At 45.4% G+C, this 15,572-nt stretch carries 12 protein-coding genes; 3 read left to right on the top strand and 9 right to left on the bottom strand.

Annotation, left to right across the window (positions count from 1 at the left end):
• Positions 1 to 6 precede the first annotated feature (6 nt).
• From QE357_RS16305 to QE357_RS16315, 3 genes are all read right to left on the bottom strand, one after another.
• Complete coding sequence (locus tag QE357_RS16305; RefSeq protein WP_106635249.1) at positions 7 to 381, bottom strand: hypothetical protein; 375 nt, start codon at positions 379 to 381, stop codon at positions 7 to 9.
• Between the two features lie 248 nt (positions 382 to 629).
• A complete protein-coding gene (locus QE357_RS16310) occupies positions 630 to 2,891 on the bottom strand; it encodes a bifunctional alpha,alpha-trehalose-phosphate synthase (UDP-forming)/trehalose-phosphatase (RefSeq protein ID WP_106635248.1) in 2,262 nt (753 codons plus the stop codon).
• Between the two features lie 290 nt (positions 2,892 to 3,181).
• Positions 3,182 to 3,343, bottom strand: coding sequence for a hypothetical protein (locus QE357_RS16315; RefSeq protein ID WP_157830199.1), 162 nt, complete (start codon positions 3,341 to 3,343; stop codon positions 3,182 to 3,184).
• A gap of 697 nt (positions 3,344 to 4,040) precedes the next feature.
• On the opposite strand from QE357_RS16315, the gene QE357_RS16320 reads away from it, so the two are divergent.
• Positions 4,041 to 4,334, top strand: coding sequence for a DUF952 domain-containing protein (locus QE357_RS16320; RefSeq protein WP_106635247.1), 294 nt, complete (start codon positions 4,041 to 4,043; stop codon positions 4,332 to 4,334).
• Positions 4,335 to 4,389: 55 nt separating this feature from the next.
• Positions 4,390 to 5,508 (top strand): Gfo/Idh/MocA family oxidoreductase, encoded by a 1,119-nt coding sequence (locus QE357_RS16325; protein ID WP_309709647.1) that lies wholly within the window; start codon positions 4,390 to 4,392, stop codon positions 5,506 to 5,508.
• A 376-nt stretch (positions 5,509 to 5,884) separates the two neighbouring features.
• On the opposite strand, the gene QE357_RS16330 is transcribed toward QE357_RS16325, so the two are convergent.
• The 3 genes from QE357_RS16330 to QE357_RS16340 form a co-directional block, all read right to left on the bottom strand.
• Complete coding sequence (locus tag QE357_RS16330; protein WP_309709650.1) at positions 5,885 to 7,447, bottom strand: SusD/RagB family nutrient-binding outer membrane lipoprotein; 1,563 nt, start codon at positions 7,445 to 7,447, stop codon at positions 5,885 to 5,887.
• Positions 7,448 to 7,460: 13 nt separating this feature from the next.
• Positions 7,461 to 10,706 carry a SusC/RagA family TonB-linked outer membrane protein gene (locus tag QE357_RS16335; RefSeq protein WP_106635245.1) on the bottom strand — a complete coding sequence of 1,082 codons (3,246 nt, stop codon included), beginning with the start codon at positions 10,704 to 10,706 and terminating at the stop codon, positions 7,461 to 7,463.
• Between the two features lie 656 nt (positions 10,707 to 11,362).
• Positions 11,363 to 12,436 (bottom strand): alkene reductase, encoded by a 1,074-nt coding sequence (locus QE357_RS16340; protein ID WP_309709655.1) that lies wholly within the window; start codon positions 12,434 to 12,436, stop codon positions 11,363 to 11,365.
• Between the two features lie 126 nt (positions 12,437 to 12,562).
• Here QE357_RS16340 and QE357_RS16345 point away from each other — a divergent pair, with 126 nt between their 5' ends.
• The gene (locus QE357_RS16345) at positions 12,563 to 13,069 is read left to right on the top strand and encodes a GNAT family protein (RefSeq protein WP_309709658.1); all 507 of its coding nucleotides are present in this window, start codon (positions 12,563 to 12,565) and stop codon (positions 13,067 to 13,069) included.
• A gap of 40 nt (positions 13,070 to 13,109) precedes the next feature.
• On the opposite strand, the gene QE357_RS16350 is transcribed toward QE357_RS16345, so the two are convergent.
• The 3 genes from QE357_RS16350 to QE357_RS16360 all read right to left on the bottom strand — a co-directional run bounded on the left by QE357_RS16350 (position 13,110) and on the right by QE357_RS16360 (position 15,432).
• The gene (locus QE357_RS16350; protein ID WP_232793554.1) at positions 13,110 to 13,757 is read right to left on the bottom strand and encodes a cytochrome c oxidase subunit 3; all 648 of its coding nucleotides are present in this window, start codon (positions 13,755 to 13,757) and stop codon (positions 13,110 to 13,112) included.
• Positions 13,758 to 13,821: 64 nt separating this feature from the next.
• Positions 13,822 to 14,625 (bottom strand): 4-(cytidine 5'-diphospho)-2-C-methyl-D-erythritol kinase, encoded by an 804-nt coding sequence (gene ispE, locus QE357_RS16355; protein ID WP_309709665.1) that lies wholly within the window; start codon positions 14,623 to 14,625, stop codon positions 13,822 to 13,824.
• 162 nt (positions 14,626 to 14,787) lie between these two features.
• Positions 14,788 to 15,432 carry a hypothetical protein gene (locus tag QE357_RS16360; protein ID WP_232793553.1) on the bottom strand — a complete coding sequence of 215 codons (645 nt, stop codon included), beginning with the start codon at positions 15,430 to 15,432 and terminating at the stop codon, positions 14,788 to 14,790.
• Positions 15,433 to 15,572: the final 140 nt, after the last annotated feature.

Below are 15,572 nucleotides of genomic sequence, written 5' to 3' on the forward strand. Positions count from 1 at the left end.
ATGGTACTACAACTGAGGAGGTGGCGTGTTTAGAATGGCCTCAATAGACTGATAGAAATTGCGGGGAGGGAAATGAAAAGGCTTTAGTAAATACCAGATCCAGAAATTCCGATCGGTATGAGCAGGTAAGGTTGCATCCAGATGTTGTGGATACCATTCGTGATGCGTGTGATGGTCATCCTGAGGGTCCGCCTCGAAGTAGAATTCATCGTCGGAGTCATCACTTTGTAAAGACTTAATTTTGAGGCTACCGGAAGTTTCATCTGCTTTAATAATCGAAATATTTCTATCTAAAGTACAATTATTTTCTACCCAAACCGGAATCGAAAATGCTGTCTGTACGCATAGAATAAATAAGGTTAAACAAAGCAGTAGTCTCATTATTGTTCTGTCGGCTTAGCCTTCTTTAATGAAATTTCAGTAACAAAACAGTCCAAAGGAATTAAATTTTCATTAGAATTTCAAGAAATGGACCCGAATAAATCCAACTTCCGCCGGAAAAAGCGACGAAGGGTATTATTTCTGATAGAAGTATTACCGCCTGCTTAACGCTGAAACTGTGATTAATAAGGGTATCAAAAAAGGGGAAAGTACGACTTTTCCCCTTCTCAAAAATGTACTAGTTTAGGCTAGGCAGAAGTTAATTCAGTATTGGGTGTGAGATCAATATTCTCGCCGTTGTTTTCCATTCCCGTAAAACGTTGCAGGAATGACAACACCGCTCCGGTATCGGGCAGGCTGTAGCGGGCCAGCGTCTTTTGCTGCCCTACTTTTATCGTCAAAGCCCGATCCGATAAGGCCCGGAACATATCTTCATCGGTACGATCATCGCCAATGGCCATAATGAAATCATAATTACTTTCGGATGCGATGCGGCTGGCTACACTGCCTTTATCCACCCCTGCTACCCGTACTTCCACCACTTTATTTCCGTCGATTACCTGTAACTGGTGCCCCGTTAATCCATGAAGCGTGTCAATCAGATCACGAGAACGGGCAAAGCCTAAATCATCGGCCGTATTGCGATAATGCCAGGCCAGCGAATGCGTTTTTTCTTCAACAAAAGTACCTGGACACCGCTGTACCGCCAGATTCATAGCCTGCTGGATATTAGCTCGCCACTCGGGGTGAAAAGCGTCAGGATTCTCCTGCCAGATTCCGTCCGGTTGACGAACGGCTGCTCCGTGTTCGGCCACGAGTTGAATCGCCAATGATCCAAACCAGTTTTCCAGTGTTTTTTTATCCCGGCCACTAATGATCACCACCTGATTTTGGGGTACGGCAGCCAGTTCATTCAGCAACTCCACTACCCGCTCGCTTGGACGGGCCAGTTCCGGGAATTTAGCAAATGGAACGAGCGTTCCGTCATAATCAAGGAGTAAAAGTCGCTTCTGAGCGTTTTGGTACTTTTCCATAATTTGTTTTCGCAGGGCAACATTTAATATTCTAACCTCCCATTGATGTTGCTGCGATTTCGCGTTGAATAGTTGAGTTAAAAAGTCATCTGCCCATTGGACCACGTCATATTCCCGAATTCGGGTCTGCATCAGACGCATACGTTCGCTCTGGTTTTGCGGGGACATAGATAAAGCCCGTTCAATAGCCTGAGCCATGCCTTCACGATCCGTTGGATTGATAAGTAAGGCTTCTCCCAACTCTGCCGCCGCTCCGGCTACTTCACTGAGGATCAATACCCCCTGCTCGTCCTGACGTGTGGCTACAAACTCTTTTGCAACCAGATTCATACCATCCCGAATGGGGGTAATTAAAGCCACATCGCAAGCGGTATAGTAGGCACATAATTGCTCAAAGGAAAGACTACGATACTGATAAACAACGGGTTGCCAGCTCATCGTGGCAAAACGTCCGTTGATACGGCCCGTGTTTTCCTCGATCATCTGTTTCCGTTCTCCGTACGAAGAAATTTCACTCCGTGAAGGAACGACCACCATGACAAAAGAGATGCGTCCATGCCATTCAGGGTGTCTCTCCAGGAATTTCTCGTACCCTTGTAATCGGTTCAGCACACCTTTGGTGTAATCCAGACGATCTACGGAAAAGAGGAGCTTATTGTCCTGCAATTGCTCTCGAATCTTGTTACGTTCTTCTACTACCTCAGGGAGCGTATAAGCCGAGTTGAATCGTTCGTAGTCAATACTAATGGGAAAGAGATCAACCTTTACCGGACGGTTTCCTACCTGAATGGAACGCAGCTTGCTTTCGTTACCAATGAGCCGGTGTACTGATTTTTCGAAATGCTGTACGTAATCGTTCGTGTGAAAACCGATTAAATCCGAGCCGAGCATCCCATTCAGTAATCCTTCCCGCCAGGGGCCGGGTAACATCCGATAAATCTCGAAGGACGGAAAAGGGATATGCAGAAAAAATCCTATGGTTGCATCGGGACGACGGCTCCGAACTAATTTAGGTAATAACATCAAGTGGTAGTCGTGAATCCATAGAACGTCACCAGGTTGATAGAGTTCAGCTAAACGATCGGCGAAAACTTCATTGGCTTGTTGGTAAGCCTGCCAATCAGAATCTTTATAGGTCGCAAAGGTTGGGAAGTAATGAAATAAAGGCCAGATCGTTGAATTGGACAGACCATTATAAAAGCCATCGTTTACTTCATTATCCAGCCAGAGAGGAGCAATTTTAAATGTACCTGTCGACTGCTTCGTCTCGTTGAATTCTTCCCATAACTCTGGAGAAAAATCGGCGTTTCCTACCCATATTACTTCTTCAGGATTGAAGGAAGACCGATCCTGAGCTTGTAAATAACTTTTCAGGGCGGTGGCGAGTCCTCCTGCACTTTCCAGTAACTGCACACCGGATTCCTGACGCAGGAGTTGAATAGGTAGCCTATTCGATACAATGATAAGTCGTTTCATATTTTCAAATGCGGATTGAGTTCCAAGGCTACACGACCATTTAATGCCCACTCCGCAGGCATATTGGGAAAAAATGAGGAATACTTTCCTAATTTTTAAAGGTATGGTTGTATCCTTTTAAAGAGTTAGTTATATGAGATAACCTGTCTAATCGAGTCATTCCATACATCCTTCAAGAATGTCGTTCCACCCGGTTTGACAAGATTACTTATTAAATGCTCTGGCATGCATCTTAGCCAGGCTAATTCATTCAGATTAGGCATTTCTAATCTGGAGCGAAGAAGAAACTATCAAGCTATTCCTTCCATAATCAGCAGATACAGGATACCTGCTACTAAGGTAATAACGCCTAATAAGGGCGAGCTTTCAGAAGTGGGAAGCAGACGTAAATGGCGTATTTTACGACGGCGAAGCCTAGACCAGGCTAATACATGAATCGGTTCAACTATCATGGTGTACTGGTTTGGTGCTATTAACAAATCTACGTCCCAAGCCTTAGCCTCACCTTAATGAATCCTTAAAAAGTACTTAACTGTGAAGTTTTGAAGGTTTTTGCGTGTTGAGTTGTCATCCAAGTTTTTGGTATATGGCATAAAACCCCGGGTTGTATCTTCTATTTTAAAACATCCGACGCTCTTTCGGATTTGTAATCCGAAAGCCCTCTGTAAGGGATTTATAATCCCTACCGCCTTTTACCCAGATGCAACTTCATCGCGTCTCTACGTGAATGATCGCCTGTTATTGGGAATTGTAAACTCAAAAACTCCGCCCTGGTTGGTGTCCTCACCAACCTCTATGCTTTGTAGTAATGGCTGGTGAAGACACCAGCCAGGGCGGGAGAAATTCCGTTGAAGTGCCTGTTAGAGGCCATCCAGACCGGGTCCATCCATTAAGTAATCCCATAAGTAACCCCGGGTTTTACCCGGGGCTATCCATATTCAACCCCTCCGGGGTTATTGTTCCCTTTTCAAACTTCTCCCCTACCTTTATAGGTTTTCTCTTTTCAACCCAAAACCCAAAACCCAAAACCCAAAACCCAAAACCCAAAACCCAAAACCCAAAACCCAAAACCCAAAACCCAAAACCCAAAACCCAAAACCCAAAACCCAAAACCCAAAACCGCAGCGGCGGCCGCTCAAAACTCCCACCATGCTCTATCACATTGTTAAGCCAGATTACTGGCAATCGCACGAAATTCAGGAAGCTTATACCCCCGAGACTTTCTCTGAAGAAGGATTTATTCATTTGAGTACTCAGTCGCAAGTCGCTGGTGTACTGGAACGCTACTACCCAAACGTACGTCCCTTACTGCTGCTACACCTGGACGAAACCCGCTTTAAAGCTCTGTTAAAATTTGAGCCCTCTACTGGCGGCGAGCTTTTCCCGCACCTCTATGGCCCGCTCAATCGGGATGCCATTGTATCCATCGAAGAATTGGTGTAAAGGTTGATGGGTACGGCTTTTTTCGAAGTTTACCCATCAACAATCTTGACAATACATGCTTTCCCTTCCCTATGAGACCCTCCGGCTCGGCGTTATCGGCATGGGCGGTTTCGGCCTCTTCGCTACTCAACATTTTTTACAGGTTCCAGATACTCAGCTTATTGCTATTGCCGGAACCTTTCGTGAACAGTCCCAGCAGGCCGCTCACCGATTCAAAGCAGATATCCTCGAAACGCCGGAAGAGCTTGCTAGCCGGGATGACATCGATGTCGTATATTTGGCTACGCCACCTTCCCTGCATTACCAGCAGGCTTTATTATGCCTGAATCATGGCAAACACGTGATTTGTGAAAAGCCACTGGCATTAACGCCCGACCAGGGAAGAGAAATGTTGGCCCTTGCCCAAGAAAAGGGCTTATTGGTAATTACTAATCTTATGCAACGGTATAATCCCATGATTGGCCGGGTGCAGCAAATCATCAAGCGAAATCTTTTGGGTAAGCCCCTTCACGGTTACTTTGAAAACTACGCCAGCGATGAAGGATTAAGCCCTTCGCACTGGTTCTGGAATCGGGAAATCAGCGGAGGTATTTTTATTGAACACGGGGTTCACTTTTTCGATTTATTCGAATACTGGCTAGGTTCGGGCCATGTAGTGGGAGCTCAACGGGTGTTGCGTCCGGGCAGTGGACTGGAAGAACAGGTACAGGCGACTGTTCGTTATGAAAATGACGTACTCGTTAACTTTTACCACGGCTTCACGCAACCCGGTCGATTGGATCGACAGGAGTTACGGATTGTCTTTGAGCATGGTGACATTACCCTGGAGGAATGGGTGCCGACGCGATTGAAGCTTCGGGGTATTGTGAATGAAGAACAGATGCAACAACTACTGGACATCTTTCCGGGAGCAGGGTTTGACATTTCAGCGGTCTATGGTGGGCCAGACCGTAAGCAACGCGGACGGCATCAGGACTTTGAAGCCTTTCAGAAGATTGAATTACACTTCGGTCACGAAACCGATAAGCAGCATTTATACGGTGAGTTATTACGTAACTTTTTCACGGAACAATCTGATTACCTCCGGGGCCGCATAGACAAACGCAGAAGTACCGAAGAAAATGGCTTACGTTCGCTGGAAATGGCTCATCAGGCTAGCTTAATGGCTCAGTAATCCTTAATTGTTTGGCCTTTCGAGTGCTGGGTTATTAGAGGAAGTATACCGAAGCTCTGAAAGATAAAACCGAGAAAAATTCGGATTTAGGTAAGCAACACGAGGACTTTCTGGTGTTGCTTACCTTTTTTAATAGCAATCGCGTTCTTACTCATGGCCTACAAGAGCTTGATTAACGCCCGTTTACATGTCCCTTAAGGGCATTCGTTTTACTTCCGACCTAGTTAAGAAGTGTTTCAATCCAGATGCCAGAATATTCATTGGTGGGGTATAAAAGTGCTTCAAGCAAATTATTCGCTCAATAGCTTTCACGTATATGTCTTCAAAAGAAAAGAGCCTGCCCCAATCAGGACAGGCTCTGGTTTCTTGCTAGAGGTTACTTCAGCATCCAAAGTTCATCTTCTACTTGATCTCGAGTGGCAGAACCAAACTGACGATTCAAGGCTTCTTTGTAATTAGTTTCGTTATACAGACGATCCGATACTGGATATTGCCAGCGACGGGGAATGGAACGCGAACCGATGCCAGCTCCCGAAGTAGCAAAGGTATCGGGGTAGCCCGTCCGTCGCCAATTAAAGAAAGGCTCCATACCTGAAGTCATGAACATCGCCAGGTATTTCTGACTAAGGATTTGCTTACGTCCATCGGCATTATTTCCGGCGTATTTAACCAACGATTGGTTCATATACGTAGTTGGATCGAACGTGATTGTGAAGGATTGCGACGTAGGAATTCCATTGTTCTTGATTTCAAACACTACTGTGTTGGTACCGGATTTAATACCAAAGAAATCCATGTTAGCCATAATTCCTTTTTTGTAATAATCGTCGGCATTGCCTGCTACCCAGCCTAAATTAATGGCCTCGGCAATCGTAAAGGACTGCTCAGAATAACCTAAAATGACCGTAGGTTCAGCCGTGTAGCTTTTGTAATACCGGTTTCGATTCAAAAATGAATATTCTCCATTGTTGGCTCCCGTTGACATCAAATCCAGACTTAACCCCGGACTTGGGGCTACGTAAGCATTGAAATCTGTCACTGCTATCCCTTTTTTCAGTTGGGCCTCAGCAGGTTCGGCGGTTACGAATAAGCGAGGATCCTGGAAACGTTTAAGCAAATCCACGTGTGTCGCCGACATTTCCTGACGGGTTGCGTCATTACCGAAATTATCTGGATTAGTGGGGTATTTATTATAAACCGCATTGTAAATGAATTGCAGATTGTCGGCATTGCTGCTAAACAACGGAAACTTGGTTGGGTTATTGATGACTTCCGCAAAACGGCTTACCACTTTTAAATCGGCATCGTCGGTACGTTTACTCAGGTTAATCAACACCCGAAGTTTAAACGAATTAACGGTCTTCTGCCAGGCGTTCAAACTATTATTTAAATAAATGTCTCCTTTGAGCGGTAACGTCATTTGCCCCGCCGCCTGCAAGCTTGCCAGATCAGCATTGGCTTCATCCAGCCAGGTCAAAACTTGCAACAGAACCTCTTTCTGAGTATCGTAGCGGGGTGTAATGTTAGCCTCGCCTTTCAGAGCGTCTTTTAAAGGTACATCTCCTACGCGTTCGGTCATCCAGAACCAGAAGTAGGCCCGGAAAAACTTACCCAACGCTGCATATGCATTCGTGTCGGTGTTCAGATTTTTCTTAGCTTCTTCTTCCATTTTCACTACGTTCTTCAACGTTGTGTAACGAAGCGAAGCCGTAGTCCAATCGTATTCGTTATTGCCGTAGTAGTTGTAATTGACCGTGTAATACTGGTTGTAGCGGGAATCCTTATTCCAGGTCCCTTCATACATGTCCATCAATACATTTTTCAGTACCAGATCGGCGGGTACCTGCACGGGCAGGTTGGGGTTTTTCTCGAGTTCTTCGAATTTCTGGCAGCTTCCCAAGCTGATCAACAATGCCAGACTATAAAGTATCTTTTTCATTGGTAGCTAATGATTAAAAAATCAGATTGATGTTTACCCCGTACCGACGTGTCGTAGGCGTTTGCAGACTTGACCCCCGGTCACTGTAGCTTACAAATTGCTCTACATCCAAGTCTTTCTTCTCGGCCCAGTACAACAGATTCCGTCCGACGAAGGAAATACTGGCAGACTTCACAAAGCCCATACGTCCCTGCAACAAACGCTCTGGTACCTGATAACCAAAGGTCACTTCGCGTAACTTGACAAAGCTTCGGCTAATCATGTTGGCTTCGTTGGAGTTATAATACCTACTGATCCAATCCTGAAGGTAAGTTTTGTTAGCGTCTGACATAGGGCTGAATGACAAAGCATCGTAATTAGTGATATTGCCATCCACGTCATATTGAATCGAGCCTTTAGTCAGTACTACACCGGGACCCACCCAGGAGGCTACGCCTTTGTAATCCTGATAGCGGGCTTCGCCCATTTTACCTTCTACCGTAGCAATGTGCCGACCTCCGCGAAACGTTTGTTTCTGGATATAATCTTCGATAACACCACCTACGCGGCCATCAACCTGAACATTCAGGAAGAAATTGCGGTAGTTAAACTTATTGATGAAACCAAAAGCGAAGTTTGCATTCGTGTATCCGAGGAACTGACTTACAGGGTTATAGATCGGCCGACCACTGGCATCATTAATAATTTGTCCATCACGAGTACGGGCAAACGCTCTGCCGTAATAAGCATCCAGACGATCACCTACTTTATAGAACTGGCTTAGTCGGGTTTGTGAACCATAAATCTCCCGCAGATACTCCTGGAACGTGCTCCAGTTCAGCGTGACATCCCAGTTCAAACCACGAGCACTTTTCAAAGCCGTACCCGTCAGGGCTATCTCCAGACCGCGTTTTTGCGATTTAATACCATTCGTTGTTAGCGAATTATAACCCGTAGCTTCCGGTAAAGTCAGGCCAAAAATTCGGGGACCATCCAGGTAACTGAAGTAGGCAACGTCCAAACCAATCCGGTTTTTGAGGAAACGAATATCCAGCCCTGTTTCAAAGCTTGTCCGCGAGGAAGGCTTCAAATTGGGATCCACCAGAGCGTCGGAGTAATCAGCCGCAGCTTCATTATTATACGGACGGCTAATAGCATAAGCTACTGTAGTTCCGTAAGAAGGACCGTCGTAAGGAGAGGCAAATGTCTGACCGTATCCCATGGGGTTGCTTCCGCCCAGCGGAGCATACGCCGTGTATACATTTTGTTGGGTAAAGGCTTCTTTCACGTTAGCATACGAAGCACGCAGCTTCACGAATGAAACCGCAGTAGGCATCTGAACAAAGTCAGATACTACCGAACTCACCCCAGCAGATGGATAAAAATAAACGTTTCGGTCCGCAGGTAAGGTGGAGTTTTTATCCCAGCGACCCGTCGTCGAAAGCGTAGCATAGCGGCTTAAGCTTACATCTAAGCTATACAAACCACTTAATACCTGCATACTGGAATTGAAGCTATAGGCCCGAGTGGGGTTAAGTGAGTTGTCGAAGCTATACACCCCAGGAACACTTAGATAATCCGTTGAGGCATAGTTTCCGTTGTACTTGAAAAACCGACCTGAAAAACCACCCACAGCCCGAACGCTGATGTCGTGAGCAAACGTCTTGTTATAATTTAACAGGACATCGGTATTATTCTCCAAAAGTGAACGACGGTCTTCGCGGTAGTCACCTTTCGCCTGTTCGCGACCATAGGTAGTGGCCGAATAAGGCATTTTCTCATTTCGGAACAGTTCGTAACCCGTTACCTGTGTACGAGCTTGGAGTTCCAGATTTTTGAGAATATCGAATTTCATCAAAGCGTAGCCATTGTACGTATTGTTGTAATGACCCCGCAACCATTCTTTCGAAACAAACCAGGGGTTGTTATAGCGTTGGTATTCAGCGTAAATCTGCTGAATACCTTCTTTGCCCGGTTGCCAGATTTGCTTCATGTCGTCCACGCTCCAATCAGCTCCGGCCCAAATAACCGTATTATAAATCAGAGAGTTAGGCCCATAGTTTACGTCAGGATAGTTGGCAGAAGCCTGACGGCTGAAATTGAAATTCGATTCAAAACGTACACGATCTGAAATCTGCTGCCCCAGCGTAGCACTGAAGGTAGTACTGTTCAGTTCAGTGTTAGGTACCATTCCCTGCTGATACTGATTGGTAATGCCGAAACGCAGGTTGCTTTTTCCAGAAGTAGCAGAAACCGCAACGCTATTAGTAGATAATATTCCGGGACGTAAGAAACGCTTCAGATTATCTTTACCGCGAGCAATCCAGGGAGTAGGAATCCGCTGACCCGTTTTAGGATCGATAGGGCTGTCGTATTGAGCAATCAGTTGACCTTCAAACTTCGGTCCCCATACATCGTAGTCACCGTCGTTGATTCCACCTCCACGTCCGTCCACGAACGAGTACGTACCTTTGTTACCGGGGCCGTATTCATCCTGTACTTTGGGAATGGCCAGAAAGCCATTTTCCACCATAGTACTGGAATTGACTTCTACAGAAAAACCACGTTTATCTTTCGAACCTTTTTTCGTCGTAATAATAATAACCCCATTGGTAGCCCGAGAACCATACAGAGCCGAGCCTGAGGGTCCTTTGATGACATCGTACGTTTCAATGTCGTCAGGATTGATGTTATAAGTATCTGATATAATGGGTACTCCATCTACGACAAACAAAGGGCGACCTCCACGAAGCAATACCTGTGGTGCACGCAGTAGTTCAGCACTGGCCCCGATGTTCAGACCTGCTATTTTTCCAACTAAAGCATTGACCGGGTTGGGTTCACGAGCTTTTACCAGATCCTGTGCTTTGATGGATTGAGTCGCGTAAGCAATATCCCGCTTGGCTTTAGTAATCCCTAAGGAAGTTACGACTACTTCTTCCAGCAATCGTTCGTCATTGGCCAGCGTAACATCAATCTGCGTACGATTACCAATCGTTTCTTCCTGCGTAGTGTAGCCTACAAAGGTGAAGATAAGCGTTTTACTTTCGGCAGGAACGGACAGTCGGTAGGTACCATCCGAATTGGTAGTGGTTCCTTTATTGTAATTTTTAACTCGTACCGCTACGCCAACCAGAGGTTTCTGATCGTCTTTACTGATTACGGTTCCGGTGATGGTTAGATCCTGAGCCTGCGTAGGCAACGAAAGACCAAACCACAAAGCAATCAGAAGGGATAAAAAACCCAATGATCGCTGGGGCTTAAATAAAAGATGTTGCATGAGGGAAGTTGTTTGGAGCTATAATTTGCCCCACAAAGTTCTGCATCAACTTTTAGCTGAAATTGAAGAAAGTATGAACGATCTATTACGATAAGTAGCCAATCATTAAGAATATGTAATCAAAACAATAAATAGTTAGCGTAGGATTGACAACCGTAGAAAAAGCCTATTTATACGCAAACCGTGGTTGGTGTCCCACCAACCATGGCGGGAAGAGGCAGACGCGATAAAGTCGCACCTCTACCCTTTCAAAACCAAAATTTCGGGTTAAACGGCGTTTACTACATCATAAGATTCCCTCGCCGTTGCTCGGCTAGAGCTGAGTAACGAGGTAGTCTGGTAGGCCTCTGTCCGCTATTAACAAGCCTGTTTTGGGTTGGGAAAAGTTGTTCTCTGGCCTTCTACTATTTCGAACTCTACCGGCCAGAGGCCTAGAGCCAGGTAGTCACTCGGCCAGAGCCGAGCGACTGCGGGAGAATTTCAGGAAGGCTTATCAAACGAGAATACCTCCTGAACTTAGTAGTTAAGATACTCCCCTAAGTTTGGAGGTATTCTCTGGCTGAAAAGACTAAAATGAACGAAAAATAGGACTAGCGGTCTAAGCAGACCTAAGTAAAAATCGGCATGATTCCTATTGTCAATTCATTTGACAATTATTACTCCTCGTCCATCTTGGGGTAATCGGTATAGCCTTTTTCACCGGGGGTGTAAAAAGTAGTCGGATCAGCCTCGGCTAGCGGAGCATTTTGCAGGAAACGTTCCGGTAAATCAGGATTGGCGATGAATAACTGCCCAAAGGAAATCAGGTCGGCGTTGTTTTTCGCTATATCCTCTTCCGCCTTTTCTTTGGTATACCCTCCGTTAAGAATCAGAGTTCCGTTGAAGTGCTGACGAAAATAGCTTTCTAAGGCCTGTGTTTCTTCTCCTTTACTAATGAGATGAACGTACGTAACGTGTTCCGTTAACTGGTCAGCCAGGTATTTATAGATCTCGTCATAAGACTGGTCGTAAGGCATGTCATTTCCTTCCCCATAAGGCGATAACTTTACTCCTAACCGATCTTTGCCAATAACCTCCGCTATTTTTTTCGCTACTTCCAGTAAAAAACGAGCGTAATTTTCCGTACTTCCCCCGTACGCATCTGTTCGTTTATTACTGCTGGGACGGATGAATTCCTCAATCAGATACCCGTTGGCTCCGTGCAATTCGACACCGTCAAAACCAGCGGTAATGGCATTAGTGGCCGCCTGTACAAATTCTTTAATGGCATCCTGAATTTCCCCTACCGTCATTTCGTTGGGGACCACAAATGCCTGTAATCCTTCCTGGTCGGTTTGAATACTCCCTTTTGCCTGAATCGCCGAAGGGGCTACAATCAATCCACCTTCCGGCATGTTCAGGGCGTGCGAAGCCCGACCCGTGTGCATGAGCTGAAGGAAGATCTTACCACCCCGGTCGTGTACTGCTTCCGTAACCGTTCGCCAGGCCAGAATTTGCTCTTCATTCCAAATCCCCGGAATTCTGGCATAACCGGTTCCGTTGATCGAAGGACCCGTTCCTTCTGTAATGATTAATCCTGCCGAAGCCCGCTGAGCATAATAGACGGCCATCGCTTCCGTCGGGACATGGTCAACCGTTGCCCGACTACGCGTCATAGGTGACATCACGATTCGGTTGGAAAGTTCAATTGCTCCTAACTGAGCTGTAGAAAAGAGTTGCGATTCGGGCATATGGATGAGTTCTAGATTACTTTTCTCAAAAAAAAGTTAAGCCAGCTACTCGGGAAATGCCTGATCTTTTCTAAATCGCATGAGTTACTATCCACTATATAAGCTCTACTTTTTGAATCTAAGTTTATGGATGTTTGTATCCGATCTTTTCTTGCTGAAGATGAAGTACAATTGGCTAAACTGGCGGATAATCCCCGTATTTTTAGAAATGTTCGGGATATCTTTCCTTCTCCCTATACCCTCGACGACGCCCGTGCCTGGATTGAATTTGCTACCAGTAAGAAAAAGCCTCACACCAATCAGGCCATCGTTGTCAATGGAAAACTGGCGGGTTGTATCGGAGCGGCGGTGGGTAATGACATTCACCGCATTAGCGTAGAGGTGGGGTACTGGCTCGGCGAGCCTTTCTGGGGAAAAGGAATCATGACCCAGGCCTTACAACAATGGATCGAACAGGTATGGATTATTGCTCCCGACGCTCGTCGTTTATGGGCTGGCGTGCTGGCTTATAACGAACCTTCCATGCGAGTGCTGGAAAAAGCAGGCTTTCAGAAAGAAGCCATCTTAAAGCAAGCAGTTATCAAAAATAAAAAGGTGTGTGATGAACATATCTATGCCCTTTTAAGACCCTGATTTATGAAAAAGGTCCGCTTTGGGAAGCGAACCTTTTCTATTATCGTCGGTGATTATAAACCATAAAAGCAAACAGCAATATCCAAAGGACATCGACAAAATGCCAGTAGTAAGTCATCAGCCGGATTTTTAACTGATTGGGAGGATTAACGCTATACACGTAAGAATCCAGATACTTGTGGTTACGAATGGCCTGTATGAAATTACGAAGCATAAAAAACAATCCACCCAGAATGTGTAATACGTGTAAACCAGAGATAATATAAATAAATCCCTCTGCTACATTATCCTGAATCGACGTATTCCGAACGAACATTTGCCGCCAGCCTATGATCTGAAAAACGACAAATGCGATTCCCAAAGCCAGCGTCAGCCCGAGCATAATTCGGTAATTGAGAAAATGTTCTTTCTGGAAGGCTTTCACCGCCGAATGTAAAGTCAGGCTACTGGTTAATATAACGGTGGTTGAAAACCAGAAAATACGAGGCAAGGTTACCTCACTCCACTGTTCGTCGCCATGACGGCGAAGCATATAGGCAATAATAATAAAGAGAAAGAATAGTACGCTCCCCATCATTGACAGACGGAGCATAAATCCCATGGGTTCTCTTCGTTTGGTAAGCCAGTTCATCGAATCATTTGAACGTTTACCGTCTTTGGCTTTTAGTTGTTTTTTCTCGTCTTTCATGGGCAGCTGGCGGTTTTATGCAAATTCCCTCTTGAAAAATAAAGAATCATTCAGTGGTAATATCTTACAACTTTCCTTTCCAGCAGGTATAACCCATTCCCAGACCGTCTGGAATATCATTGTCAAAAATACCGAATACCGTTGAACCTGATCCAGACATACTTGCATAGCTAGCCCCCGCTTCGTAAAGCTGTTGCTTAAGTTGTTCCAGGGTTGGATATAGAGGAAATAAGGACGTTTCAAAATCATTATGAACCACGTCTTTCCAGGTATCAACGGATTGTTGCAAAACTTCTTGCCAGTCAGTTGGAGCTGCCTTTGGGGTAACGCTGGCATAGGCTTCCGCCGTTGAACTATGAATATTCGGATAAATCAGAATAATTGACTTTCCAGCTAAATTAAGCATGATTTCCGAGAATTCGTCTCCTTTACCAGAGCAGAATTTTGCTTCATTTCGAATAAAAAAGGCACAATCGCTCCCTAAAGGGCGAGCATAAGCCTCTAGCTGATCATTTGTAAGCTTTAAGTCAAAAAGCTCATTCAACATTTTAAGCGTAAAGGCAGCATCCGAGGAACCTCCTCCCAGACCCGCTCCGATGGGTACTACTTTATGGAGATGAATCCACACGGGCGGTAATGAAAAGTCTTCTTTCAGGCTTTCGTAGGCCTTCAGACACAGATTAGTAGAAGCATCGCCGGGAATGGGAATGCCCGAACTACGAAAACTGGTTTCTTCTGCGGGAAGGATTTCCAATACATCTGTCCAGCCCACGGGCACGAATACAGATTCCAGATTATGAAACCGATCAGGCCGTTTTTCGGTGATGTATAAGCCTAAATTAATTTTTGCGTTTGGGAATGAAATCATGGTAAAGACGATTAGCGGCGTTAGCCCCCGAGCCCTCCAATAAGGTTCTGGAGCGTTAATTCCGCTGGGTCGAATCAGGTCGGTGACGGTGGTTACCCGTTTTTGAACAGCCCGCACAACTGGTTAATCCTGCCAGTAACAGCAGCGAAAGGTAATAGATTTTCATAGGGACTTACCGACTTTGGAGGTGATTTGTATGGTAAACCGACGGTTCGCATTTTCGTTCCGTGGATCACGTGATTTTCCAAAGTGGCCGCTGCCTACAATTAATACTTCACAATTTTTAAACTGGTCGAAATTAATTCCGTTCCGTTTCCAGAAATCCACCAGAGCCAGAGCTCTTCGGTAACTCAACTCGTAGCCATTTTGTCGGCCAAAAGCACTTTGCCAGTTATCGTTGGCTCGCTGGGCATTTCCCTCTACTACCACCATGTAACTAACATCAGGGTTTTCCCTCGCGACCTTTTTAATTTTACCGAATAATACCCTTCCGGCTTCCAGTAACTCCCGACGGGTACGGGAATCCAGTTCCTCCATATCGGCTTTATTAGGGCGGAAATTGACGTCTACTCCCAGGCGAAAGCGTTTGTTATTCTCGTCGTACTTGAAATATGTACCGTTTAGCTCCTGCAAGGCCCGCTCAATGGTTTGAATCCGCTGGTATTTCAGAGCGTCGCTCAAATAACCCCGTTCTTTGGATTTCAGGATCGCCACCGTCAGCACATACAGCACCAGCATGACGAAAAAGAGACTCGTCATTAAGTCCGTATAACTAGGCCAGAAGAAGTCGGGATGTTTGGTTTTCACGAAAGATAATTCAATGCGGCCTCTATTGCTTCCATAGAACGGCCAGGATACATTCTTTGTAAATCAGTAGGGAGCTACCTGAGTTAAGTAATTGATAGTTTTTAGTATTCTATCAACCGACAACCGCAGCCGCTAAAAAC

This window comes from Siphonobacter sp. SORGH_AS_0500 (genome assembly GCF_031453245.1).
Classification (GTDB): domain Bacteria; phylum Bacteroidota; class Bacteroidia; order Cytophagales; family Spirosomataceae; genus Siphonobacter.

Bases quoted from the DNA above. Each gene is read 5' to 3' on its own strand.
- QE357_RS16345 (WP_309709658.1), top strand. From the start codon at position 12,563: ATGGATGTTTGTATCCGATCTTTTCTTGCTGAAGATGAAGTACAATTG.
- ispE (WP_309709665.1), bottom strand. From the start codon at position 14,625: ATGATTTCATTCCCAAACGCAAAAATTAATTTAGGCTTATACATCACC.
- QE357_RS16305 (WP_106635249.1), bottom strand. From the start codon at position 381: ATGAGACTACTGCTTTGTTTAACCTTATTTATTCTATGCGTACAGACA.
- QE357_RS16310 (WP_106635248.1), bottom strand. From the start codon at position 2,891: ATGAAACGACTTATCATTGTATCGAATAGGCTACCTATTCAACTCCTG.
- QE357_RS16330 (WP_309709650.1), bottom strand. From the start codon at position 7,447: ATGAAAAAGATACTTTATAGTCTGGCATTGTTGATCAGCTTGGGAAGC.
- QE357_RS16350 (WP_232793554.1), bottom strand. From the start codon at position 13,757: ATGAAAGACGAGAAAAAACAACTAAAAGCCAAAGACGGTAAACGTTCA.
- QE357_RS16315 (WP_157830199.1), bottom strand. From the start codon at position 3,343: ATGATAGTTGAACCGATTCATGTATTAGCCTGGTCTAGGCTTCGCCGT.
- QE357_RS16320 (WP_106635247.1), top strand. From the start codon at position 4,041: ATGCTCTATCACATTGTTAAGCCAGATTACTGGCAATCGCACGAAATT.
- QE357_RS16335 (WP_106635245.1), bottom strand. From the start codon at position 10,706: ATGCAACATCTTTTATTTAAGCCCCAGCGATCATTGGGTTTTTTATCC.
- QE357_RS16325 (WP_309709647.1), top strand. From the start codon at position 4,390: ATGCTTTCCCTTCCCTATGAGACCCTCCGGCTCGGCGTTATCGGCATG.
- QE357_RS16340 (WP_309709655.1), bottom strand. From the start codon at position 12,436: ATGCCCGAATCGCAACTCTTTTCTACAGCTCAGTTAGGAGCAATTGAA.